Annotated in this window: 18 protein-coding genes and 2 pseudogenes; 5 read left to right on the top strand and 15 right to left on the bottom strand. The window is 48.2% G+C overall.

The window, feature by feature from the left end; translation table 11 throughout:
- Positions 1–92: 92 nt before the first annotated feature.
- The 9 genes and pseudogenes from selB to hutC form a co-directional block, all read right to left on the bottom strand.
- Positions 93–1,886 (bottom strand): annotated as a pseudogene (selB, locus tag Q4Q52_RS22235) (selenocysteine-specific translation elongation factor); the annotation flags it as partial.
- A 2-nt stretch (positions 1,887–1,888) separates the two neighbouring features.
- Positions 1,889–3,310 carry an L-seryl-tRNA(Sec) selenium transferase gene (gene selA, locus Q4Q52_RS14865; RefSeq protein ID WP_311990959.1) on the bottom strand — a complete coding sequence of 474 codons (1,422 nt, stop codon included), beginning with the start codon at positions 3,308–3,310 and terminating at the stop codon, positions 1,889–1,891.
- Positions 3,311–3,367: 57 nt separating this feature from the next.
- Entirely contained in the window at positions 3,368–4,276 is a 909-nt protein-coding gene (gene fdhE / locus Q4Q52_RS14860; protein WP_311990958.1) for a formate dehydrogenase accessory protein FdhE, read from the bottom strand.
- Entirely contained in the window at positions 4,276–4,917 is a 642-nt protein-coding gene (locus Q4Q52_RS14855) for a formate dehydrogenase subunit gamma (RefSeq protein ID WP_011982054.1), read from the bottom strand. The genes fdhE and Q4Q52_RS14855 overlap by 1 nt, the downstream gene beginning before the upstream one ends.
- A complete protein-coding gene (gene fdxH / locus Q4Q52_RS14850; RefSeq protein ID WP_168826883.1) occupies positions 4,914–5,825 on the bottom strand; it encodes a formate dehydrogenase subunit beta in 912 nt (303 codons plus the stop codon). The genes Q4Q52_RS14855 and fdxH overlap by 4 nt, the downstream gene beginning before the upstream one ends.
- A gap of 2 nt (positions 5,826–5,827) precedes the next feature.
- Complete coding sequence (fdnG, locus tag Q4Q52_RS14845) at positions 5,828–8,842, bottom strand: formate dehydrogenase-N subunit alpha (protein ID WP_311990957.1); 3,015 nt, start codon at positions 8,840–8,842, stop codon at positions 5,828–5,830.
- Positions 8,843–9,524: 682 nt separating this feature from the next.
- Positions 9,525–11,066, bottom strand: coding sequence for a histidine ammonia-lyase (hutH, locus tag Q4Q52_RS14840; protein ID WP_311905771.1), 1,542 nt, complete (start codon positions 11,064–11,066; stop codon positions 9,525–9,527).
- A gap of 52 nt (positions 11,067–11,118) precedes the next feature.
- Positions 11,119–12,786 (bottom strand): urocanate hydratase, encoded by a 1,668-nt coding sequence (hutU, locus tag Q4Q52_RS14835; RefSeq protein ID WP_311990956.1) that lies wholly within the window; start codon positions 12,784–12,786, stop codon positions 11,119–11,121.
- A 140-nt stretch (positions 12,787–12,926) separates the two neighbouring features.
- Positions 12,927–13,634, bottom strand: a complete 708-nt coding sequence (hutC, locus tag Q4Q52_RS14830; RefSeq protein WP_311905769.1) for a histidine utilization repressor — start codon at positions 13,632–13,634, stop codon at positions 12,927–12,929.
- 173 nt (positions 13,635–13,807) lie between these two features.
- Here hutC and hutI point away from each other — a divergent pair, with 173 nt between their 5' ends.
- Positions 13,808–15,034, top strand: coding sequence for an imidazolonepropionase (gene hutI / locus Q4Q52_RS14825; protein WP_311905768.1), 1,227 nt, complete (start codon positions 13,808–13,810; stop codon positions 15,032–15,034).
- A gap of 97 nt (positions 15,035–15,131) precedes the next feature.
- On the opposite strand, the gene Q4Q52_RS14820 is transcribed toward hutI, so the two are convergent.
- From Q4Q52_RS14820 to Q4Q52_RS14805, 4 genes are all read right to left on the bottom strand, one after another.
- Positions 15,132–15,884 carry a siderophore-interacting protein gene (locus Q4Q52_RS14820; protein WP_311905767.1) on the bottom strand — a complete coding sequence of 251 codons (753 nt, stop codon included), beginning with the start codon at positions 15,882–15,884 and terminating at the stop codon, positions 15,132–15,134.
- Positions 15,877–16,437 (bottom strand): MarR family winged helix-turn-helix transcriptional regulator, encoded by a 561-nt coding sequence (locus tag Q4Q52_RS14815; RefSeq protein WP_311905766.1) that lies wholly within the window; start codon positions 16,435–16,437, stop codon positions 15,877–15,879. Before Q4Q52_RS14815 ends, Q4Q52_RS14820 begins: the two co-directional genes overlap by 8 nt.
- A gap of 549 nt (positions 16,438–16,986) precedes the next feature.
- Positions 16,987–17,568 (bottom strand): hypothetical protein, encoded by a 582-nt coding sequence (locus tag Q4Q52_RS14810; RefSeq protein WP_311905765.1) that lies wholly within the window; start codon positions 17,566–17,568, stop codon positions 16,987–16,989.
- 170 nt (positions 17,569–17,738) lie between these two features.
- Complete coding sequence (locus Q4Q52_RS14805) at positions 17,739–18,011, bottom strand: hypothetical protein (RefSeq protein ID WP_115335940.1); 273 nt, start codon at positions 18,009–18,011, stop codon at positions 17,739–17,741.
- Positions 18,012–18,508: 497 nt separating this feature from the next.
- Between Q4Q52_RS14805 and Q4Q52_RS14800 the strand changes: the two genes are divergently transcribed.
- The gene (locus tag Q4Q52_RS14800; RefSeq protein ID WP_311905764.1) at positions 18,509–19,126 is read left to right on the top strand and encodes an FMN-binding negative transcriptional regulator; all 618 of its coding nucleotides are present in this window, start codon (positions 18,509–18,511) and stop codon (positions 19,124–19,126) included.
- Positions 19,127–19,297: 171 nt separating this feature from the next.
- Entirely contained in the window at positions 19,298–21,121 is a 1,824-nt protein-coding gene (locus Q4Q52_RS14795; protein ID WP_259529361.1) for a glycerophosphodiester phosphodiesterase, read from the top strand.
- 12 nt (positions 21,122–21,133) lie between these two features.
- On the opposite strand, the pseudogene Q4Q52_RS14790 reads toward Q4Q52_RS14795, so the two are convergent.
- Positions 21,134–21,331, bottom strand: a pseudogene (locus Q4Q52_RS14790) (hypothetical protein); the annotation flags it as partial.
- A gap of 156 nt (positions 21,332–21,487) precedes the next feature.
- Here Q4Q52_RS14790 and Q4Q52_RS14785 point away from each other — a divergent pair.
- On the top strand, positions 21,488–21,613 hold the full coding sequence (locus Q4Q52_RS14785; protein WP_311990955.1) for a hypothetical protein: 126 nt from the start codon (positions 21,488–21,490) through the stop codon (positions 21,611–21,613).
- A 13-nt stretch (positions 21,614–21,626) separates the two neighbouring features.
- Here Q4Q52_RS14785 and Q4Q52_RS14780 read toward each other — a convergent pair whose 3' ends face one another.
- Positions 21,627–22,640 (bottom strand): DUF3137 domain-containing protein, encoded by a 1,014-nt coding sequence (locus tag Q4Q52_RS14780; RefSeq protein WP_311990954.1) that lies wholly within the window; start codon positions 22,638–22,640, stop codon positions 21,627–21,629.
- A gap of 354 nt (positions 22,641–22,994) precedes the next feature.
- Here Q4Q52_RS14780 and Q4Q52_RS14775 point away from each other — a divergent pair, with 354 nt between their 5' ends.
- On the top strand, positions 22,995–25,193 hold the full coding sequence (locus Q4Q52_RS14775; protein ID WP_311990953.1) for a TonB-dependent receptor domain-containing protein: 2,199 nt from the start codon (positions 22,995–22,997) through the stop codon (positions 25,191–25,193).
- The last annotated feature ends 45 nt before the right edge of the window (positions 25,194–25,238 follow it).

The following is a 25,238-nucleotide window of genomic DNA, read 5'->3' as shown; positions in this document are numbered from 1 at the left end:
TTCTCATGGGAATAAAATAGTTCCCCATCCCGAATTTCCCGGCTGTTACTGCGATACTTCCTGCGGGTAAAACCGCTGCGGTCAAAAAACTCCAGCAATTGAATACTGACCTTGCGGCCAAGGCCAATCAGATCCTTAAACTCTGCGGTTTCAAGCTTGCCGTGGGTGTCCACATGCTCACGCACCAGATTGGCGTAGTGGCACAACTGCTCACTCAGCAAATATCTGTCCTTCACCACCGCGGTAATAAAGCCCTGTTGCACCAGTTGAAAGCACAGCAATCTAAGTTTGGCGGGCTCGAGTTCGAGATATTCCCCCATCTCAGTCACCCACACGGGCGAGGTTTGCAGCGCCAACCAAGGGGCCAAGCGTTGCCAGCACTGCTGCGCCTCGCTATCGAGGACAATTTTGTGATCCGCCAACTGCAGCAAAGCGCCGCGCAGCACCATCTGCCCATCTTGGCAGAGGCTATCGAGCACCTTATTGGCAAGCTCGTTGGGTAATATGCTGTGGCTCATGCGTTGCAGACGATTACGCCCAAGCCCTAATTGGTCGGGATGCTGTTGGTGATACTCACGTAACAGCTCGATAAACTGCTGTTTTTCTTGCTCAAGTAACTGAGTCGATAGCCCATAGGTACCGAGACGAGTCAGCCCCGCCTGCGCTAGCATAGCTGCGAGCCCTTCATCGGTTAGCTGCCAGCGCCAACGGATTTCATCAATACTGAGCGCCTCACTCTGGCCGAGTAACGCCAGCACATTTACCGGATTGGAGAGCTGAGCCAGCTGTTGCAACTTACTGACACGCTCCGGGGTGCGCTTCTTACGATTGGGAACTTTTACTGCCAGCACACGTCCCGCACCCAGCGTTTGCTTGCCGCCAATATGCCTGAGCACTATCGGATCGTCCTGACACAGCAGCAGCGGCTTATCGAGCACCATTTCGGCCAGATAGCACCCCTGCTCATCGGCTTCATCGAGTAGTGACACTCGACCCAAGGTATGGTCGGCGCCGTGGTGACAATGAACATTTTGCCAATGGCTGATGGGTTCGAAACTGCGAATTTGCACTACGGGTCTGGCGCACAGCTCAGCCTGAGGCAGGTTGCTTAACCAGTCGCCACGGGCGGGCGCCCTGTGGTTATCGACACCGGTAAGATTTAAGGCGACCCGAGTGCCACTTAGTGCTCGATGAACTTCCATCCCTTGGCAGTGAATGCCGCGCACCCGTAATTTTGCTTTTTGCCCTGAACTGTAGAGGCTATCGCCGATACACACACTGCCGCTAATCACTGTGCCAGTGACCACACAGCCGGCGCCTTTAACGCTAAAGGCGCGATCGAGCGTCATCCTAAAGCTGCTGGCATCTTCCGCTTGGGTAGATTGCTGCTCGGCGATCTCTAAAATATGTTGTTTAAGGGTTTCTCCCCCCGTATCGCCTGCATCATTCGCGCAAACCTCAAATACGCCACTGGCCTCGATACCGTATTCGGCAAGCAGCGCTTTTCCTTCTAGAGTCAACTTGGCAGCGATTTGGTCATCGACCAAATCCCGCTTGGTCAGCACTAAGGTCAAACTTTTTAGCGGTAAAAGCGCGAGGATTTGCAGATGCTCGCGGGTTTGCGGCATCACGCCGTCGTCACAGGCCAACACCAGCAGCGCGTGGCGCACATGGCTCACGCCCACCAGCATGTTATTGATGAATTTTTCATGGCCGGGCACATCGATAAAGGCTAAACGAGTACCATCTCGCAGAGGCATAAAGGCGTAACCGAGATCGATGGTCATGCCACGGCGTTTTTCTTCGGGGAGCCTGTCGGTGTTCATCCCCGTCAGGGCACGGATTAGCGTGCTCTTGCCGTGGTCGACATGCCCCGCGGTGACCATAATCATAGCTGCACACCTAAGGTGCTGAGTTCGGCCAATAATTCGGCCTCATCATCGATACCCCGCAAGTCGAGGCGAAGTTGATCTTGAGCCATTCGACCAATTACAGGGCGCTGCGCCTGCTTAAAATGCTGCTCGAGCAGCGTTAAACTGCCGCCCTCTTGCGCGTTAAAGCACAGGGTGATTGAGGGTAAAAAGGTGTCTGGCTGCGAGCCGCTACCGACTTGGGTTTGGCACTCCACTAACTCGATGCCATAGCTCGGGGCAAACAGCGGTGCTAAGGCGCGCTGCAGGCGCTCACCGATTTGGCGTAACTCAGCTTGGCTACGGGCAAACTTAGCCATAATTGGCAGTTCTTTGTCTAAGGTTTCGGGGTTGAGATAGTGGATCAACGTTGCCTCAAGCGCCGCGAGAATCAGCTTGTCGCAGCGCAATGCACGCTTTAGCGGATGACTTTGAAGCTTATTAATTAACGCCTGTTTGCCAACAATCAAACCCGATTGCGGGCCGCCGAGGAGTTTATCGCCGGAGAAGCTGACCAGATCGACGCCATCCGCCAGCATGGCTTGGGGGGTTGGCTCTTGTTTTAGGCCAAAACGGCGTAAGTCGGTGAGTGAACCACTGCCAAGATCCGAGATCAACGCAACACCACGCTCGCGGCAGAGTTGGCCTAATCTGGCCTCATCCACCGAAGCGGTAAAGCCACTGATATGGTAGTTGCTGGTATGCACCTTCATGATGGCGGCGGTATTTTCGGTGATCGCCTGCTCATAGTCCTTGAGGTGAGTACGGTTAGTGCTGCCGACTTCCACTAAGGTGCAGCCCGCTTGGCGCATAATGTCTGGAATACGAAAAGCGCCGCCAATTTCCACCAACTCGCCGCGGGAGACAATCACTTCTTTGCCCGCCGCGACCGCCGATAACATCAGCAGCACAGCGGCGGCGTTGTTATTCACCACACAGCAGGCTTCAGCGCCTGTTAGGCGCTGGATTAACCCACTAATGGCATTATCTCGATGGCCGCGCTCACCGGCGGCTAATTCAAATTCCAGCGGCGTGGGATAACGCATCACAGAGGTAACGGCACGAATAGCCGCCTCAGACTGTTGAGCGCGACCAAGATTGGTATGCAGAATGGTGCCCGTGAGGTTCCACACGGGCTTGAGACTATGGCTATAATCCTTAGACAATTGATCAACCAAATATCCGTTCAATAACGCCGGGTTAGCACACCAAGCGGGCAAGCGCCGCTCTTGGGCAATCAGCTCACGCGCCGTGCGTAACTGGCTGTCCAGCGCCGCTTTTACTGCTGCTTTACCATAGCTTTGCAGCAAAGGGGCTAACGCCGCATCGGCGAGCAGACTGTCCATCGACGGCAGCGCACGGTACAGGGCTTGGGGTGTATCGGGTACTTGGGTCATCATTTGTATCATCTTGATAAATATAAGAGGAAGGACTCAGTGAGCCCTTCCCGACTTTGGTTATTGCTCAGTTTCGTGGGCCAGCAGCAATGGATTGACCGTGGTCGCCCCAAAGCCCTTGGCATTTAGCTCACTGTCGAGCATCAAGGTCGCTAAGTCGTCGGCCGCCACATCCATCAGCGGTGACTTTTCGACGAACAGCATCTTAGTGTAACCATGGCATTCGTCGCAGCTCTCGATACGCACCTGCGCATTGGCATCATCAAATGACCAAAGGGTCATCTCCTTATCCTGACCACAACTAGTGCAATGGGCACGAATGTAATGCCATTCGCTCTCACACAAACTGCAATGCAGATAACGCAGACCCGCCCTCGGCTCATCCACGATTACGCTCGCGACCGGATGACAACCGCAAATCGGACATAGGCTCTGCTGCGCCACCTTGCGTTGGTCTATTCGTCTGATCACCATAGGCGCCCAGTGGGACCAGTAGACCCCCATCGCCGCCCAGATAAACAAACTGAAGCGCGCAGGCACTGCGCTCATATGTCCCTGACGCAACGCATTACCCCACGAGGTGAGTTGTTCTGGAGATTGCTGCATCAACAACCGCAGCACTCGCGCCATATCCTCATCCACCTGCGGCAACAAATCACTTAACAGTTGCTGTAGCAGTCCTTGCCAATAGCTATCTGCCTCTGAGCCCAAGCGGGAAAGCGGAGTCGCCTCATCTTTCCCCCAAGCGAGCAGTTGACCGAAGTCAGCCTCCGCCGCCAATCTGGCCTGAATCGCAACCACACGGCGGCATAGCTCAAAGTAGTCGGCCAGCGGCGAGTCCTTGGCCAACGACAACAAACGCTGCGCCCGTCTGTGATACACAGCGTTAGGATCCACCGCCTTTAAGGGTTTAAGTTCCAGCGGCGATTCGCTGCCTTGGGCCAGAGGTATCTCGGCTGTATGACTCATTAATGTTTCTCCACGTCCGAATGTTCATCCAACATCACAGGGTGATGTTTGCGGCACCAAGCCTTAGAGACTTTGCCGTAAAGCATGCCTGTAACCGACCCTTCCACCCATGTCGCCATCCAAAAATGCACCATCACAAAAATCAACATGATGAGCGCACAAATGGCGTGCAACAGAATGGCCCAACCCACCACAGTGGCTGAGAAATAGGGCGCAAAGTAAGGCTGCCACATGATGATTCCCGTCACCGTTAAAGTGATAGATGTCAGCACGAAGGCGCGAAACAATACCTTTTGCCCAGGGTTGTAATGGCCGATAGGCGGGATTTTCTCCTCGTTCTCGAACATCACATCCTTAATGGCGAGCATCCAAGCGAGGTCGTGCTTTTCCCATTTGTTGTGTTTGTAGTAACGCACCAACATCAACATCAGAGGTAAGCACATCATCAAGCCCGCAATTGGATGAATAAACTTCGCCAATTGCGGTGTGCCCGCTATCGCCCCAAGCCATTGAAACGATGGATAGAAGAAGGAAAAGCCAGTGAGAAATGTCACTAGGCCAACCGCCACAATGAACCAATGACAGATGCGATCGAACAGCTTGTGACGCACTATCATTTCTTGCTTATCATGCTTGCTCATTTGTCGGCCCCCTCTTCCTGCTTAGCCTCTTCCTCTGGCGGTTGATAACCCGGTTGGTCTTCTTCGACTATGTTGCGACCGACGGTGATCTTATGCAGACAAGCGACGGCGGCAGTGGCAAGAATGCCCATAGTGCCTAAAGGTTTGACCCAGTCCTGCCACAGAGTAAGTGACAGTGGGATCTGCGGGTTATCGGGCATGTTGTAGCTTTCGGGCTGATTGATATCGTGTAATATCATCATCATACCCGTGCCACCTACACCCTCAGGGTTATAAAGTCCTGCCTTAGCAAAGCCCTTTTCCTTCAGTTCTTCGACCCGTTTTTGCGAGTAGAACAACATGTCCTCACGGGTGCCAAAACGCAGCGCCCCTGTGGTACAGGACTTAACGCAGGAAGGTTCCAATCCCACAGCCAAACGGTCAGAGCACATAGTGCACTTGTAGGCCTTGTTATCCTTAGGATCGATTTTGGGCACATCGAAAGGACAAGCACTGGCGCAATAACCGCAGCCGATACATTTGTCCGAATCGAAGTCCACCACACCATTGGCGTGCTGGATAATCGCGCCAGAGGTCGAACAGGCCGTTAAGCAGGCAGGGTCAGCACAGTGCATACAGGCCGAGTGGGTAAATTGCCAACGCAGCTTGTTGCTTTCCATCACCTCATGGAACTCCATCAGGGTCCAACATTGGCCCGATAGCGACATAGGGTTTTGGTAACTGCCTTGGAAAGTACCTACCTCTTCCCGTAAATCATTCCACTCAGAACACGCCACTTGGCAGGCTTTACAGCCATTACACTTAGTGGCGTCGAACAGCTTAGCGACCTTTTCTGACGAATTACGCCCCTTTGCCGCAGGCGTCACCGCTGAAGTACCGGAGCGGCGGATAATGTCTTGTGATGCCATAATCAGCTCCCCTCCGCTTTAGTGATGTTAACCAAAAATGCTTTGAACTCAGGCACCTGTGTATTTGCATCCCCCACTTCCGTGGTGAGTACGTTACAGGAGTAACTCTTACGAGTGAGCGCATTATGGCTGCCGTGACGGGGTAACCCGACGGTATGGACTAACTGGCCATTTACCTTTAACGGCTGTAGCCGTTTAGTCACTAAGGCTTTGGTTTCAATGCTGCCGCGTTTAGAGCTGACAGTGACCCAATCCCCATTGGCGATACCTTTTTCTGCCGCTAACATTTCATCGATTTCGACGAAGGTTTCAGGCATAGAAATCGCAGCTAAACGAGCATGCGTAGACCAGAAGTTAAAGTGTTCAGTTACACAGTAAGTAGTTGCCACATAAGGGAAGTCCTTATGTGAACCTAAGGTTTCTTTCACACCCGGTAACATACGTACCGCAGGGTTACTGGTGACCTTGTGTAACGGGTTCAACCCAATAGGCGACTCCATCGGCTCGTAGTGCTCAGGGAACGGACCTTCGGCCAATAATTTAAGGGCGAAGAAACGACCCACACCTTCGGGTTGCATGATGAAGGGGCCAGCGGATTCCTGTGGTGTTAACTTCATATTGAAGTCGCCCACATCGATACCGTGCCACTTACCGTCAACCCACTCGACGATAGTGCGTTTTGGATCCCAAGGTTTGCCGTTGATATCGCAAGAAGCGCGGTTATACAGCACACGACGGTTTGCTGGCCACGCGAATGCCCAGCCCGGAGTGACACCTTTACCCGAAGGATCATGGTTGTCGCGGCGAGCCATCAAGTTGCCTTCTTCGGTCCAAGAACCGGCATAAATCCAGCAGGCGCTAGCAGTACTACCATCAGCTTTGAGTTCAGAGAAGCTACTGAGCTGACGCTGAGTGACGAGATCCTTACCGTTAAGCTCGCGAGCAACTTCTTCGGCATGCGGCGAGTAAGGATTGTGGTAATCCCAACTTATCGCTTGCACTGGCTCAGGCAATTTACCGCCCTCTTGTTTGTACAGTTCACGCATAGCCATTAAGACACCGGAGAGGATCTCAGCATCTGGCTTGGCTTCACCCGGCGGGTTAGCGCCCTTCCAATGCCACTGCATCCAACGTCCAGAGTTGACAATGGAACCTTCTTCCTCAGCAAAACACGTCGTCGGTAAGCGGAACACTTCCGTCATGATTTCAGCGGGATTCACCTCGTTGAAGCCATCGGCGTTTTGCCAGAAGGTTGCGGTTTCCGTTGCCAAGGCATCCAGCACCACCATGTACTTAAGATTACTCAGAGCTTTGAGTACCTTATTGCGGTTCGGCATAGAGTTAATGGCGTTAACCCCTTGGATAATATAGCCATTCACTTCACCGTGGAAAGCCATGTCTAAGTGCTTAGTAAAGTCGTACTGTTTATCCCACTTAGGCACCCAGTCATAACCAAAGTCGTTTTCAACCGTGGCGTTATCGCCCCAGAAGCTCTTCATTTGTGAAATAAAGAATTTAGGGTAATTTTGCCAATAGTTGGTTTGACCTGGGCGCAAGGCGACAGGCGTGTAACGATCGAGATAGGTCTTAAGATCAGTGTCTTTTTCACTCGGTAACTTCAAGTAACCAGGCAAGCTTTGACACAATAAACCCATATCGGTCGCACCTTGCACATTAGAGTGACCACGCAGTGCGTTAACACCACCGCCCAACACCCCAATGTTACCCAGCAGCAACTGCACCATGGCCATAGAGCGAATGTTCTGCGCCCCTTTAGTGTGGTGAGTCCAACCTAAGGCATACATAAAAGTGGCAGCCCTATTGTGGGTATGAGTGCTGCCAATTTGCTGGCAAACCATCTCATAGTCCGCAATCGGCGTACCGGTAATATTGCTTACTGTTTCAAAGTCATAGCGATCTACATGTTGCTTCATTAAGTTCCACACGCAACGTGGATGCTCGAAGCTAGGATCGACTTTCGCGTAACCCTGTTCGTCTAACTCGTAGTACCAAGACTCTTTATCGTAGCTATCTGTTTCTTCATCGAAACCACTGAACAGACCTTCACTAAAAGAGAAGTCTTCGCGCACTATGTAACTGGCATTGGTATAAGCCTTCACATAGTCGTAGTTCACTTGTTTGGTTTCAATAAGATAGCGGATCACCCCGAGCAGGAAGGCGATATCTGTGCCCGAACGGATCGGCGCATAATAATCGGCCACAGCGGCGCTACGGGTGAAGCGAGGATCGACCACCAAAAGTTTAGCGTTGTTATGTTGCATTGCTTCTGTAACCCAGCCGAATCCGACAGGGTGAGCCTCTGCAGCATTACCGCCCATGATAATGATCAAATTAGAATTTTTAATATCGATCCAGTGGTTGGTCATGGCACCACGTCCAAATGTCGGAGCAAGACTTGCTACCGTTGGAGAGTGTCAGTTACGCGCAATAGTATCGATTGCAACTAGGCCCAGTGCCCGTGCAAATTTCTGGGTGATATAGCCGCCTTCGTTCGGCATCGCCGACGAGGTCATCATCCCAGTGCTAAGCCAACGGTTAACCGTCGTCCCGGCAGAATTCTTTTCAATCAAGTTAGCATCACGATCATCTTTCATCAGGCGGGCGATGCGTTGGTAAGCTTCGCTCCAGCTGATACGTGTCCATTCATTGCTGCCTGGCGCACGGTACTCTGGGTATTTAAGCCGATTAGGGCTATTTACATAATCCACTAAACCAGCGCCTTTAGGACACAAGGCCCCACGGTTAACTGGATGGTCTGCATCCCCTTCGATATGGAAAATACTCTGTTCGGCGTTCTTGCCATTACTTCCTTTGCTGTACATCAGCAATCCGCAACCCACTGAGCAATAGCAGCAGTTATTGCGGGTTTCTTTCGCGCTAATGAGTTTGAATTCCCGAACGGCCGCATAGGCCTTTTCGGACATCAATCCCAACGCAGAAATTGCTGAGGTGGCAGCTCCGGCAGCACACAGTCTAAAAAACTGGCGTCTGTTCATTGCGTCCTCTCACACTCTTGTCGTTATGAGTCTATTGGTTGCAGTGGTAAAGATTGCAACCGATCGAGTGGGGCCACTTAAAGACCACACTTAATTTAAGATTATCCTTAAAGAGGAAATAGATAACAAATAATGACATGAGATCGAGATCGCAAATAACCAATCACAAAACTTAAATCCAAATAAATAAATAATATTGAAATTAAAAACCTTAAATAATGTAAAAAACACTTAATTCAAGAGTTAAAACCCAATAATACCAAAAGGACAATTTGTCTAAAAATGCAGGTACATATTGTCCCACAACCTAACCATATGGTTATTAAAAATAGTTTTAGATATTAAAATGTGTATAACGATGGCGGATAAAAACACAAAAGTGACGGTTTATTGAGGGGTAAGTAGCCACTGAAATTGACAATGTAAAGATCAGCGCAAAAAGTGCAGAGTCGGCGGTGTTAAACACACCAAAAGGGCAAAGATGAGGATCGAGCTAAAAAGGGGAAACACTCAATAAAAAGGCATAAGCAATCCACTTATGCCTTCGTTTTGTTTTATTTCAGCAGTTATGTTTAGCAAATTGGGGAGTGAATCGTGAGTATTTCAGCAAAAGCGCCCCAATACGCCCAACTCAACCGAGTCAACATCGACTGAGTCGTTTACTCACTCGGAGCTAAAACGCTTAAAAGCTCGCTAGCGTTCCTGCTGGCAGGTAAGCGTTAAAACTCGCTGTATATAACAGGTCTGTCGCGGCTTCGATATCTGGTGCGAAGTACCTGTCTTTATCGTAATAGGCGACGACTTCACGCAATTCGGCTTTGGCCTTAGCCACTGCAGCACTTGGCATTAAAGGTGCGCGGAAATCTAAACCCTGCGCCGCCGCTAACAATTCAATTGCCAGTACACCACGGGTGTTTTCGCTCATATCGCGCAAACGGCGCGCCGCAAAGGTCGCCATAGAGACGTGATCTTCTTGGTTAGCAGATGTCGGTAAACTGTCTACCGACGCTGGATGGGCGTAGGTTTTGTTCTCAGACGCCAATGCCGCCGCTGTTACTTGAGCGATCATAAAGCCTGAGTTCACGCCGCCATTTTTCACTAGGAAAGGCGGCAGTTTCGACAGGCTAGAATCAATTAACAGTGCGATACGACGCTCGGCAATAGAACCCAGCTCGGCAATCGCAATCGCCAGATTATCCGCCGCCATAGCCACAGGTTCAGCGTGGAAGTTACCGCCCGAAATGATATCGCCTGTGTCTTGGAACACCAGTGGGTTATCGGTTACGCCATTCGCCTCAGTGCCTAACACATCGGCCGCATGGCGAATTTGCGTTAAACAAGCACCCAACACCTGTGGCTGACAGCGCAGTGAGTAAGGATCTTGCACCTTTTCACAGTTTGCATGGCTCACGCTGATCTCAGACTCTTCGCCCAATAGATGACGGAAAATCATGGCCGAATCGATTTGACCTTTCTGACCACGGGCCGCATGGATGCGTGAATCGAACGGGCTACGGCTGCCCATCGCCGCTTCGACGCTCATGGCGCCGATCACTGAACTCGCCGCAAACAAGTCTTCGGCGTGGAATAAGCCTTCCAGCGCCAGCGCAGTCGAGGCTTGTGTGCCGTTAAGCAAAGCGAGCCCTTCTTTAGCCGCTAAATCGATTGGCTTAAGGCCGGCGATTTCTAAACCTTCGGCGGCGGAAATTAACTCACCTCGATAGCTCATCTCGCCTTCGCCCAGCATAGGCAAACACATGTGCGCCAGTGGCGCTAAATCGCCCGATGCGCCCACTGAGCCTTTTTCTGGCACGCAGGGATACACTTCGGCGTTCACTAAACTGATTAAGAAGTTAATCACTTCTAAACGAATGCCCGAGAAGCCACGGCTTAATGAATTGATTTTTAACACCATCATCAAGCGCACTGTGGCGTCTTGCATGTATTGGCCTGTGCCAGCGGCGTGCGACAACACGATTGAGCGTTGCAGTAATTGCAGATCTTCGGGCGCTATCTTGGTATTGGCCAACAAGCCAAAACCCGTGTTGATGCCATAAACGGTGCGACCTTCATCCAACACTTTTTGCACGATTTGCGCGCTGGTGTTGATGTCAGTAATGGCCTCTGGCGCGAGTTCGAGTGTTAGCTTATGACGACTGATTTCGCGTAATTGCGCTAGGCTCAAGCTGCCCGGCGTTAATACTAAGTGATTCACAGATTTCATATTTTTAGCTCCAAGCTTTTAGTTATTATTGTTATTGAGTCGTTAGCATCGGCTAGTCTTGCATAGGTAAGTCGAGCCCCTGCTCTTTGGCGCAGTTTTTCGCAATCTCGTAGCCCGCATCGGCATGGCGCATCACGCCTGTCGCTGGGTCATTCCACAGCACACGGCCAACTCGTTTTGCCGCCGCATCGGTACCGTCACACACAATCACCACACCAGAATGTTGGCTAAAGCCCATGCCGACGCCGCCGCCGTGGTGCAAAGACACCCAAGTTGCGCCACTGGCCGTATTGAGTAGTGCATTCAATAATGGCCAATCGGATACCGCATCTGAGCCATCCAGCATAGATTCGGTTTCGCGGTTCGGGCTGGCAACAGAGCCAGAATCTAAGTGATCGCGGCCAATCACCACGGGCGCCGACAACTCACCATTTTTGACCATTTCATTAAAGGCTAACGCTAAACGAGCGCGATCTTTTAAGCCGACCCAGCAGATACGCGCAGGCAGACCTTGGAAGGCGATGCGCTCGCGTGCCATGTCTAACCAATTGTGTAGGTGTGGATTATCCGGAATAAGCTCTTTCACTTTAGCGTCGGTTTTATAGATATCTTCTGGATCGCCAGAAAGCGCCACCCAGCGGAACGGGCCAATGCCTTCACAGAACAGCGGACGAATGTATGCAGGCACAAAGCCTGGGAAATCAAAGGCGTTTTCAACGCCCACTTCAAACGCCATTTGGCGAATGTTGTTGCCGTAATCTAAGGTCGCTGCGCCGGCAGTTTGCAAATCGAGCATAGCTTGTACTTGCACCGCCATCGAGGCTTTTGCGGCCTTAACCACAGCAGCTTCGTCGGTTTTACGCATAGCTGCGGCCTCTGCCATAGTCCAGCCCTGTGGCAGATAACCGTTTAATGGGTCGTGTGCCGAGGTTTGGTCGGTCACCACATCTGGGGTAACGCCGCGTTTAACTAATTCAGCAAACACATCGGCGGCATTTGCCAGTAAGCCAACAGATACAGGCTTGCCAGCTTGGTTTGCTTCTTCAATCATGGCTAATGCTTCATCGAGCGAAGTAGCTTTTTTGTCGACATAGCGAGTACGCAGGCGGAAATCGATGCGGGTTTCGTCGACTTCACAGGCTAACACTGAGAAGCCAGCCATAGTGCCCGCCAGCGTTTGCGCGCCGCCCATGCCGCCTAACCCGCCAGTGAGGATCCATTTGCCTTTAGAGATGCCCTCAAAGTGCTGTTTTGCGACCGACACAAAGGTCTCGTAAGTGCCTTGGACTATGCCTTGAGTGCCGATATAGATCCAAGAACCCGCCGTCATCTGGCCGTACATGGCCAAACCTAGCTTATCTAACTCGTTGAAATGTTCCCAGTTCGCCCAATGTGGCACTAGGTTTGAGTTAGCAATCAGTACGCGCGGTGCATCTGCGTGGGTGCGAAATACACCCACAGGTTTGCCCGATTGCACTAATAAGGTTTCGTCGTCTTCGAGGCGTTGTAAGACTTCGATGATTTTGTCATAACAATCCCAATCGCGGGCGGCGCGGCCGATACCGCCGTAGACGACTAAGTCTTCTGGGCGCTCGGCGACATCGGGATGTAAGTTGTTCATTAACATACGCATTGGCGCTTCTGTGAGCCAACTCTTACAGCTTAATTGTGTGCCATGCGGTGCAATAATGCGGCGGCTTGGGTCGTGGCGCTTATCCATTGAATTTTCCTCTTTCAACCTGTGGTGCTAAGTCGCTAATACGGGTTAGCACTATTGTTTTTATTGTGTTTTTATCTTTTAACTTATAAGGGTACAGCTATTTAAATTACTGATTTACATTGTTAATCACGCCACTGGCGTTACTTGCTAAAGGTTAAGTGGCCGCCGAGTTTAAAACGGCTACCTGGATGAACTAATTTTGCGAAACTCACGACGCCTTGGCGTGACCAAGTGCGTCGTAAAATCTGTAAACAGGGCTCAGTGGCGGGGATTTCGAGCCTTTGCTGTAATTCTTCACTGGCGATAATCGCTTCAATCGTGTGATGCGCCTCGGTCAACGGTGCCACTTGTGATAAATATTCGTGGGGCGTCTGCAAGGTAAAATCCTGCAATAAATAATCGGACACTAACTCGGGATTCACATAACGCTCTTCAACTTGCAACGGTAAGCCCTGCTCGCAATGCACTAATATCGAATGAAATACCGTTGCACCGCGCTCAAGCCCAAGGGAAATTGCGATACTCGTACTCGCCGCGACTTGTTCTAACACCCATTGCTGCACGCTATAGCCGTGGCCGCGGTCTTTTATCTCATCGGCAATATTGCGGATCGCCAACATAGACGACTGGGATTTACACCCTGCGACAAAGGTGCCTAACCCTTGAGAACGCTCAAGCACACCGCTATCCGTCAGCTCGGTTAGCGCACGTCGCGCCGTCATTCGGCTGCAGGTAAACAAATCGGCAAGCTGATTCTCAGAAGGCACGCGAGCATGCTCTTCCCACTCACCCGACTCGATAGAGGAGGTAATGTATTGCTTAATTTCTGCAAACTTAGGAGTAGCCAAAACATTTCCTCAATATAAAGCGCTAGAATCTAGGTACTATTCACTCTTTCAAACGTTCAAAATTGCGGCTACAATCCTAGCTTGTATATACAAGTAAATACAAGCCAGCTCACATAAATTTAATAAACCGTTAATCACTTGGTTAACATCTGCCAGCACAGCGAGGGGAATACATGTCTTGGGATCAGGTTTGGATAGACGTTAACTTAGCCACAATGGACCCTTCCGTATCAGCACCTTATGGTGCGATCACCAACGCGGCCATCGCAGTAAAAGATGGTAAAATTGCTTGGCTTGGCCCCCGCAGCGAACTGCCCGCCTTCGATGTGTTGTCAATTCCCGTTTACAGGGGCAAAGGCGGCTGGATCACCCCAGGATTAATTGACGCCCACACCCACTTAATCTTTGCCGGTAATCGCGCCAATGAATTTGAGTTACGCCTACAGGGCGCCAGTTACGAAGACATTGCTCGTGCAGGTGGCGGCATTATTTCAACCGTTAAAGCTTGCCGCGAAGCGGATGAAGCAGAATTATTTGAACTCGGCCGTCAGCGTTTAAACGCGCTGGCCAAAGAAGGAGTGACTACGGTTGAGATCAAATCGGGTTACGGCTTAGATACTGAAACTGAATTGAAAATCCTGCGAGTCGCCCGCGAGCTCGGCAAACATCACCACGTAGATGTGAAGACCACATTCCTTGGCGCCCATGCGATTCCGCCAGAATATAAAGACAATAGCGACGGCTATGTCGACTTAATTATCAATAAGATGCTACCCGCAGTGATCGCCGAAAATCTTGCCGATGCGGTGGATGTATTCTGCGAGAATATCGCCTTTAACCTTGAGCAAACAGAACGCGTACTCAGCGCAGCCAAAGCAGCGGGATTAGAGATTAAGCTCCATGCCGAGCAGTTAACTAATATGGGTGGCAGCGCACTGGCCGCACGTCTTGGTGCTAAGTCTGTGGATCATATCGAATATTTAGATGAGGCAGGCGTAAAAGCCTTAAGTGAAAGCGGCACCTGCGCCGTACTGCTGCCCGGCGCGTTTTACTTTTTGCGGGAAACCCAAAAGCCACCTATCGATTTACTGCGCCAATATGGCGTACCTATGGTGCTCGCCAGCGATTTCAACCCAGGTTCATCCCCCATTTGCTCAACCCTGTTAATGCTGAATATGGGCTGCACCTTGTTCCGCTTAACGCCAGAAGAAGCCTTAACAGGACTCACCTTAAATGCCGCCAAGGCACTCGGGATTGAAGATAACGTCGGCAGTTTAGTCATTGGCAAACAAGCCGATTTTTGTCTGTGGGATATCGCCACACCGGCGCAGTTGGCCTACAGCTATGGCGTGAATCCCTGCAAAGATGTGGTGAAGAATGGCAAGCTAGTTCACCAGTAGCCTAAGTGCATCAATAATAGGTGCATCAGCAGCAAAAACGGCATAAGCGAAAGGTTAGATAAGGTCGTTAAGTCAAACTTGGCGACCTTATCTGGATTTAAACACTGGCCCCATTTTCTAACTGTTCATCTTCTTGTTTTACCAGCTTATGCTCACCTTCGTTACAACCTATTTTCCAATAGCTCGAGGTATAAAAATGACTCTTAGGCAATGAATGCGCTTGCTTAAAGTGTCTTCTTAACGCGCGCATGCTATTAAATTCACAGGCAATCCATACGGCGGGCTCGCCAGCAAGCCAAGGTAATTGGGCAATTCGCTCGATCAAAGGGCGACCTTCGGGATCGGCCTCAGGATTGATCACCCAATGCAGCTCCACGTGTTCAGGATGTACGAGAGGCTGAATGTCAGCCTCGCTTAGCACTTCAATCACAGCGTAACCCACGGCATTGTTTGGTAATTTTGCCAGATTCACGCTAATGGCGGGTAAGGCTGTCATATCACCTGCGAGTAAAAACCAATTTGCCTCAAGGTTAATCAGTTTTTTAAGCCCAGGTCCGCCGATTTGAATAATATCGCCCACCTGCGCCGTTTTCGCCCAACTCGATGCGGGGCCGTCGGTATCGTGCAGTACAAAATCCACATCAATTTCATCATTGCGTTGCTGGCGAATTGTGTAGGTTCGCATTAATGGACGCTCACCCGCTTGTGGGAATAACAACTTAATATAGGCACTCTCTTGATCAATAGGAAATCCAGCGAATCCCGCACCGCCTAAGGTCATGCGTAACATATGCGGAGTGATATAAGTGGAGCGGATCACTTCTAGCTCACGTGGTGCAGGTTTATTCATTATGATTTTCTCCTATGGCGTTTTCTGCCGTTAAGCGCAACTCAATGGCTCCTTTGCCAGCCGTATCTTTTGGCTGACTAGATGGTCTTTTTTGAGTAAGGCAATCAGTTTCACTTTTGGCGGCAGTCGCCTCATCCACACTTTTGCTAATCCGATTGGCAAGTTTAATAAAAATATCGACTTCGGCTGAACTGAGCGCCTGCGTCATGCGCGCTACAGTTTTGCGTTCTGAGGTACTGATCTGGGTCATGATCTTTTCCCCCTCAGCCGTGGGTCGCAGCAACTGGCTGCGGCCATCCTTTGGGTTATCGATTTTAGTGATCAACCCGCCCTGCTGTAGCTCATTAAGAACACGGGTAATTTGTGCTTTATCCCGCTGCATTCGCAGGGCAATAGACTGGGCTGTCGATTCAGGATTGCGACACACCCCCTTCAAGGCACGGATATGAGTGACAGGTAAATCAATCTCTTGTGCAGCAATATCGCTACGCAATTGCTTTTTGTAGGCATGCACTAATCTGTGCAAAGTTTCACTGAGTGACAATGAAGGCATAGAAGGCTCTCGATATAGTTGACTTAATCAACCATATCGAGATTGGTTGATTGTGTCAACTAAGTAACCCTGTACTGAATGTGCGGCAATGTGCAAATAATCAGAAAATGATTAAGCACTGGCTTTCCAGTGACACGCCATAAACTCATCCTTGAGGGCTCGACCGTGACATCCCTGTCACGAACGGTCACTTACAAGCCAGTGCTTAATCTCATCAACTCCCGTGCATATTGATGACCTAATTTAGCCATTAGCCTGATGCAATTTGCGTTACAGGAAACTGCGCCACCATCATAAACTCGTTATGTTGATAATGTGCCGTCATCAAGTGAGCTTGAATCAGTTCTTAAGAGATTTGATTCATTTTAGGGTAAAAAAATGCCCTCAAATAGCCGCAAACAGGCCGTGAGAGCGGGTTTTAGCGGTTGGCGTGAATCAGTCTGGTACAGAGTGATTCACGGGCTAACTTTTGAACAAAATTCAATTAGTACAATAATACTAAATAAACCTCAATAGATTACAAAAGTGTCTTGAAACCCTAAACGCTGGTTATCTGAATTGTGACCAAAATGGCCTATTAATATATAGGTGAGTAGCACTTACTGATTGTTCTCTCGGAATTGAATTTTGGTCGAAGTAACTAACCCAAAAAGTTACCGTTTTAAGAACATAATCATTTAAAGTTACCTCTGTACCATCTTCAAACCGGACGAGGTAGCTAGGTTTTGCTTGACCTTCCGATTCTCTAAATGTTTTGTCATTAACTGCTTTTTGCAATTTTTCAGGAATGTTTTCACCAACACAAAAATTAACAACATTTGCTTTTTGTGCTTCTGATTCTTTAAGTTTAGGCTGATAGAGATCGATACCAAAATGTTTAACCGAGTTAGCAATATCTTTAGCAATTACTAAAAAAGGTTGCTTATCCCACTGCTGATTTAACGTCTTTTTTGTGGCTTGTTGGTTCTGATACTTAATGCACCAGTCACGAATTGAATGCGCAGTGACTGAAAAGTTAAAAAAATGATCTGTTAGATTTTCAGGTTCTTCTTCAAACGTAATCCTGTTCCCCTCACGGATAAGCTTAAGAAGCATATCCTTGGGTTCTGAGATACTTTGTATAAACGACATATAACCTCTTATTCAACGCCCTATTATGGTATTCGACTTTTGAGCAACGCAATACTAAACCTGCTGTGTGACGCTTAAGTGCATAAATATACGCACAGTGGAAATGCCTCGCGTGCCGAATCATTTTTAAATAACTGATATCGATGACACTGACTCCCCACCGCAACTTGCTAACGTTTAGAGGCTAACTTAGTTTGAATATGTTCTAAAAACTTTACGCTATCTCCAACATATCTAACGTAAACATCAATATAGTTGGAATCAAAATGGTGTAGTAATGTGACAACCTCAAAATACAGACCAGACTGATTTAAGTATTCACCAACTTTAGGTGGCAACGGAGAAATCACCTCTTGGTCTCTTTCAAAGTTGTCAAATTGACTACCTGTTTCAATATCAACAAGGTAGTACTTTGTACGTTCATCATCACTTAAATGTGTCATTTAAAAATCCTTCTTTAGAACACGGAATAAGAAGAGTACAAGTAGCATATCAATTTGTATAGAAAGAAGGCTAGGATTCGTGAAGTTTCCTCCTTCTGATAATTTCAGTAAGGCAAACTCGTTTTGACAGGATATGTATGAGCAAAAGTACTAACGAATCAAGGGGCAAAAGCGCATTAGCCCAAAGCCAGCGTAAAATGGCAGGATTTTATGCGTGAATCAGCCTAGGCAAGTTTGATTCGCGGATTTTAACGAGGCTAGATGTATACGCAGGTCTTAACTAGATTAAGCACTCGCATGGATGCCACGTTCGAGCATACACGGATGTACTTGCTGCGAGTCACAGTAATGCGAGTGTTTAATCTCCGAGTCCGAGTTTAAGTCCATACGATTTTGATTTTAATAAGCCACAAACTAACACTCTAAATCCCCTATCGACTCCCGACTTTTTCCTTGTAATATAACGCTTTCACTCATGTTGAAACCCAAGGATGATAATGTATACCCCTAAGAATATGGCGATGACAGATCAGCAGGCCATCACAGGTTTTATCACGCAAAACAGCTTTGGTTTGCTGGTTTCGAGCTCACTGAATGCGACCCATATTCCCTTTGTACTCGATGCAACTGTGGGAGAGAAAGGCGTCTTGTATGGCCATGTTTCGCGAGCAAACGCACATTGGCAAGAGCTTGAAAGTCAGCGGGTATTAGTGGTTTTCAGCGGCGCACACGCTTACATTTCCCCAACTTGGTATGATGCTAAACCTGCGGTGCCTACATGGAATTATGCGGCGGTGCATTGTTATGGTGTCGCAAGTCTGTTGAGTGATACCGAAACCCAAGACATGTTGGACAAGTTAGTGGCGAAGTACGAACCCAAGCTATTGCAAGATAAACAAATTATGCCAGATGAGTATCAGCAGAAACTGCGCCAAGCTATCGTCGGCTTTAAAATTGTGATTGATGAGATTCAAGCAAAGGAAAAGCTCGGCCAGCATAGATCCATTAGCGATCAACAGGGTGTGTTCAGCGGCTTAAGTGCCAGCCCCCATGCCGATGCGACACAATTAGCCCACTATATGAATCAACGAGATATCGGCAAAGGCAATGGCTGAGCCCATGCAGCTAAACCAATACTTTGATTAGTCACTTATACGTCTTCTGTAAAATCATTGAAAAGAAGACTTTAACGGCCTGCCCATATCTAAAACATTGCACCAATGACTAACCGTCAACCTGAAACGCTGCTAAATTACAGTCCTAACTCGCACGAATAAGGAAGCTGCATGCTCAATCCTGAACACAGTTACTGGCATGACACGCTTAAAGCCATTCGTCGTTGCGGTAGAAAACTCATTGAATTTGAACTGCTATTTACCTTAGTGTCGGCGGGCATTATCGTCCCGTCTTTTGGCTGGCTACTGCGCCATCTGATTGCCAAAACGGGCAATGTCACCATAACCAATTACGACTTAATCGCCTTCGCCATGTCTCCCTATGGCTTGCTATTTATGATCATTACCCTATTCAGCAGCTTTACCGTGTTTTTTACCCAGCGCGCTGGGGTCACGATTCTCGCCGCATCAGGGTTATACGATATTCCCATTGGCCCAGTGCGGGCACTGATTTTCGCCACGGCGCGCTTACCCGTATTCATTCGCCTTGGTTGCATATATGCGGCTTGCTTACTGCTGCTCAGCGTACCTTTTATGGGATTAGGGTATCTCATTTTCAGCGTGTTTCTACAGGGACACGACATCAATTACTACCTGTATTTCAAGCCAGTAGAATGGTATTTAGCCTTATCGAGCATGGCCTTCTTAGCATTACTCTATTTACTTATTAGCTTATATCTGTGGGCCAAAGCGGCCTTTTCCCTGACGATAATTGTCAGTGAAACAACCGATGCATTAACGGCACTCAAACGCAGTTGGCAGTTAAGCGCGGGCAATGAACGCGCGATTATGTGGCACGCGGCGGGATGGTGGTTAAGGATAGGGGCTTTGCTGTACCCCTTAATGCTGTTGATCTCATGGGGGGCCGATAGCTTACTCGACCGGGTTTCACTGACACTTTCGGCAGAATTAGCCATGTTGGCCCTCGTCTCTGCACTGATTTTTATGCTGAGTGCAACCTGGTCCTTACTCGGCATGTTTGGCGAAGCCTTTATCATCTTGTTGTTATACCGCCAACTGGGAGAGAAACCTGCAGGGTTAGAACGCCTTGGACGAGAGACAGTAAAAAAGACTTCAGAGCTGTCGATTTACACTCTAAGTGGCGTCTTGGTTACGACTTTTTTAATCATGCTGGGATTTGGAGTGTACGCCCTAAGCAGTGAGCCACAAAGGGATGAAATCCTCATTTCAGCCCACCGAGCGGGGGCCGCTAGGGCACCAGAAAATACCCTTGCGGCTTTGCGTTTAGCGATTGCAGAAAAGGCCGATTATGCTGAAATAGATGTGCAAACCGCCGCTGACGGCACCTTAATGGTGCTGCACGATGCGGATTTAATGCGTATCGCGGGCGATCCACGGCGAGTAGCCAATCTCAGCGCCAGTGAAATACAACAACTCGATGCGGGTCGCTGGCACAGTGCCGCCTTTGCAGGTGAATCCGTGCCGACACTACTACAAATGCTCAATGAGGCGCGCAATAAGATAGGTTTGAATATTGAGCTTAAATATAATCAAGCCGATCCCACCTTAGCGCAGGCTGTTGTTGCCCTACTGCAACAACAGAAAATGACACAACAAGTAGTGATTACCTCGCTCGAAGCAAGAGCCATTGAAGAAGTGCAACGACTAGACCCTTCAATCCAAACAGGGTTGATTGTCACCCAATCTATCGGCGACCCGATTAAGTCGAATGCGCAATTCCTAGCGATAAATCAGTCGATTACCAATGAGAAGTTTATCGCCAGAGCGCATAAGGGCGGCAAGCAAGTGCATGTATGGACAGTGAACAATCCACGGCAAATGCTACGCATGTTAGCACTGGGAGCCGATGTACTGATCACCGACTATCCACAGGAAGCGGTGGAAATACGAGAACAATGGCTATCACTGTCACCCGTTGAGCAGACGGCACTGCGCCTACGTTATGTACTGTAAATGCCGCAACGATTAGCTGGGCATAGCCTCAAGGCGCTTAGCTCGACGCTGCAGTAACCAGAAGATGACTAATACCCCAAAGGAAGCGGCGAACAGCGCAAAACCTTTGAATGACAATAGGTTTAAGCTAACACCATCTAACGCCAGCACAGCCAAACCCAATAGCATTTGGATGAACACAGCGGTGAACCAATCGAAGGGGTGTTTCGGGATTCATTGTTATGGTGTCTCAAGCCTGTAGAAAGCTTCGACAGGCTATATTGAAGATTGTGATTGATAAGATTCAAGCGAAGGAAAAGCTCGGCTAGCATAGACCCAACCCATTAGCGGTCAACAGCGTGTTCAGTAACTTGGGTGCCAGCTTCCATGCCTATGCAATTTGACTCACTGCTCACAGTAGGCGCTGAATATACCTACCGCAGCAAAGTTGTACCGACGCTAAATAGCCGTAGCACACTAGGGCCAATAGATACCATGCACTTAATTCGTTAATAAACCTAACGCACTAGAGCCCAGTATGCTTATCAAGTTTTAAAGTATCGATTATTGAGAAGGTATAACCTAACTCGGTAAACATCTGCTCGATATTACGCTTAAAATTGATGGGGCGATCTAAGTCGAGTTGATTGATAAAGAAGTGGTGTTTTGTCGGGATCTTAATCAGCAACTGTTTTTGATAGAAACAGGCTTCAACCTCGGCATTTAACTCGCGGCTCAAAGCCAACAAATTTTCCATCATCAAGGGATTGAGTAAGTAGCGCGCCTCGACTTGGTCGCTGCTATAAACCTCAAAGCGCCGCTCGAACCTTACGTCCTCAAGCTTGACGCGCGACAGCTTAGTCTTAAAACCCTCAAGGCGATTTTTTAAACTGCCCTTATCTGTGACTAACAGCGTAGTACTATTGAATCGCTTAGGAATATTGCAAACCAGTAGCACACCATTGAAGATGATCTCCCGCTGAACCGAGCCATTATCGTTCGCTTTAGTGTTGTAAGCATCGACCTCATAAAACTGGAACGGCACCTTGTTATAGGTTCCCTTAAGGCAATTTTGCGCATACTGCTTATCGGTTTTAGGCAGCAGCCCCAGCTCAAGGAAGAGAGAGAAATCGACCTTAGGCTCCCTCGTTAGCGCAAAGTCATCGCCAAAATACTTAAGGCTAATGGGATAGAGTTTTTCAAAGGCGGCATTATAGAGCTCATTGCTTTCCTTACCCGAGGCAATGACCGCTAACGCTATCACGGGAGCGGGCAGAAACGCGACAATCATCAAAGGCACAAAATAATCCATAGGCACCAGCATAAACTGGACCCCGAGCAGCCCGGCGAAGGCACCCAAAATAATAGTGATACCTATGTAGTAGATTGGGGTGGTGAACTTGGCATTTTCACGCCGCCTTTGGTTCACGCCTTCACGTTTAGCTTCAAACGGTGCGCATTTAGGGGCGACTTTTTGTTTGTAATACTTCTGAAAAGCAATACGGTGATCTTCGGGAATATCAAATTCAATCGAACTCATTGGCTCCTACTCTTACGATTCAAATCCATTTAGGCCAATGATTTTACATAATTTAGTGACCGAAAAACAGTTAAGCAGCCTGTTGTAAAACAGTTACTAGTAATAAACAATAAGTAATACCAATCACATTAAATCTCTAATTCAGTTCAGAGCGTCACAGGCATTTCAACCCTAAAATCCAGCGTCCATTGTCAACTCGGCAATCCCTCATCTTATAAAATATAAAACCATCCATACAAAACACATTTACTTTGTTTGAACAATGTAAATTAAATGAGAATCGTTTGCATTTGCGCGTTACAAGCTTAGAATCTCTGCGATTTTTAAAGCCTCTCAATAAAAGGACTTAGTTGTATGAAAGCTCATCCATATTCTCCTCTCTATTATGCTTTACTTCCCTTTTTATCCTTCCACGCAGTTGCAGAAGATATCCATAAGAAGACAGAAGAAGCCACTAAAATAGAGGTCATACAAGTTATTGGAACTAAACTCGATTTAAAACAAAAAGCACTTGAAATTCCTAGGTCTATTACTGTTATTACTGATAAATATATCGAAGATACCCAAGCGTCCGAGCTGACCGATGTATTAATGCAAACCCCAAGCATCAGTGTAAATAATAACGATAGGCCTCTTATGGGGGATATCAGTATTCGCGGTTTTGGAAATGAAAGGATTAACCTCCAAGTTGACGGGGTAAATTACAAACAGTATAGCGATGGAAGCAATACTAATGCTTATATTAGCCCGCTCGATTTAGACCCCAGTGTCGTTAAAGCAGTAGAAGTCACTCGTGGAGCCGACGGCATATCAGCGGGAAGCGGTGCTATAGGGGGACAAATTAAAGTTGTCACTAAAAATGCGTGGGATTATACCGCTGGAAACGCGGGGGCAGGCGTGTTAGTAAGAGCTGGTATGGGTGATGTCGACTCCATGCGGCGCGGTGGAATGACCGCTTACTATGCGACTGAAGATTTAGGTATCGCATTGCATGCCAATAGACGTACCTTTGGCGATGTCGAAGTTAATCCAAGGGATGATGAAGACTCACTTAGAGGTCAAACTGAAATATTAAAAAATGATGGCAAAAATGATGACCTGCGCTTAAAACTCAATTTGGAAACTCCAATAGGCCGTTTCGACTCGGATACCTTTTACACTAATTCCAAAATAGCAGAACTCCCCTTTGGTAATAACACTAATTGGATTGATCAACCCTTAAACGAAAGTGAAACGGGTAAGCGTTTAAGCCAGTCATTGGCCTATCACCTCGATAGCCACTCCCCTTGGATCAATCTGCAAGCACAAGTCTATTATCAAGACTACCAAAGAGTTCGCGAACAGCAAGGCAAGATCATACTCAACCCAACTGAATATCCATTCGATAAAAAAGATACTTTCGAGGATAAGAGCTTCGGCCTTAACTTGAGTAATGGCATAAGTCATGAAGTTAACCATTGGCGTGGTGAAGTTACTCTTTTTACCAATCTCGATTACAGCCAATTTCAAGACGAAGAATTTAATCGACTCACGAATACCAATGGCACTTACTATGGTAAAAGCCAAGGAGAAACCTTCGCTTTTGGCCTAAGACATGAATCTGATTACAGCACTTGGCTGAGCACAGAAGCAGGATTTCGCTTTGACTCCTATCAGAATGAATCCGATAACTACCCACAATTTGGTGAGAATAGGGATAATGCATGGTCAGCTAATGCAGGCTTAACCATTCGACCGACAGACTGGTTACGCCTCTATAGTCGCTATAGTGAAAGCTTTCGTGGGCCAAATTTAAGGGAGCTATACAAGAAAGATGAATGGATTTGTCATAGACCAAGCAAACAATGCTACAGCGAACCACAACCAGACTTAGAGGCCGAAAATAGCCGTAACTATGAAGTTGGATTTGGCTTAGTATTCAACGAACTTGCTTATGCTGATCGGCTCTTATTCAAACTAAACTGGTTTGATACCCAAGTCGAAAATTATATCGACACGGCACCTTATATGTACAAAATTGTTGATGGCCAAAAAGAACCTGCCTCCCCAACAGAAGCCACACACAGAGATTATTCCAGTAAAAATATTGGCATGCTCTATTCAAGCGGTGTCGAAGCAGAATTGACCTATCAATATAATAATATTGATATGTTTGCTAATTACAGCAAAGTGAAAATGGATGTCGAGGGCATGCCCAACTTCTACCTAGGCACCATTGAAGATATTCGCCAGCCCTACAACCGCGCCCCCCAAGATAAAATCAATCTAGGGATTAGCTGGCAGCTGATATCACAACTGAGACTGTCATGGACATCGAGTTTTGCTATGGATATGACCCGTCTTCCCGAAGCACAACTCAAAAGAGGGATGGATGCAGAAGGCTATCAACTTCACAGTGTATACCTAACTTATCAAGCGCCTTGGTTAGCGAGCCTAGAACTCAGGGCAGGTATTGAGAATCTTATGGATGAGAATTACTCAGTTTGGCCTGATGATGAGGAAAAAACCTTACCTGGACGTAACTACAAACTGGCACTCAGTTATGAATTCTAGAAAATGCATCAACGAACACTATCTTCTGACTAAATTGTAAATTCA

Source organism: Shewanella sp. SP1S2-4 (assembly GCF_031932075.1).
In the GTDB taxonomy this organism is placed as follows: domain Bacteria; phylum Pseudomonadota; class Gammaproteobacteria; order Enterobacterales; family Shewanellaceae; genus Shewanella; species Shewanella baltica.
Note: the sequence above shows the minus strand (reverse complement) of the source record. Positions and strands in the feature narration are given on the sequence as shown.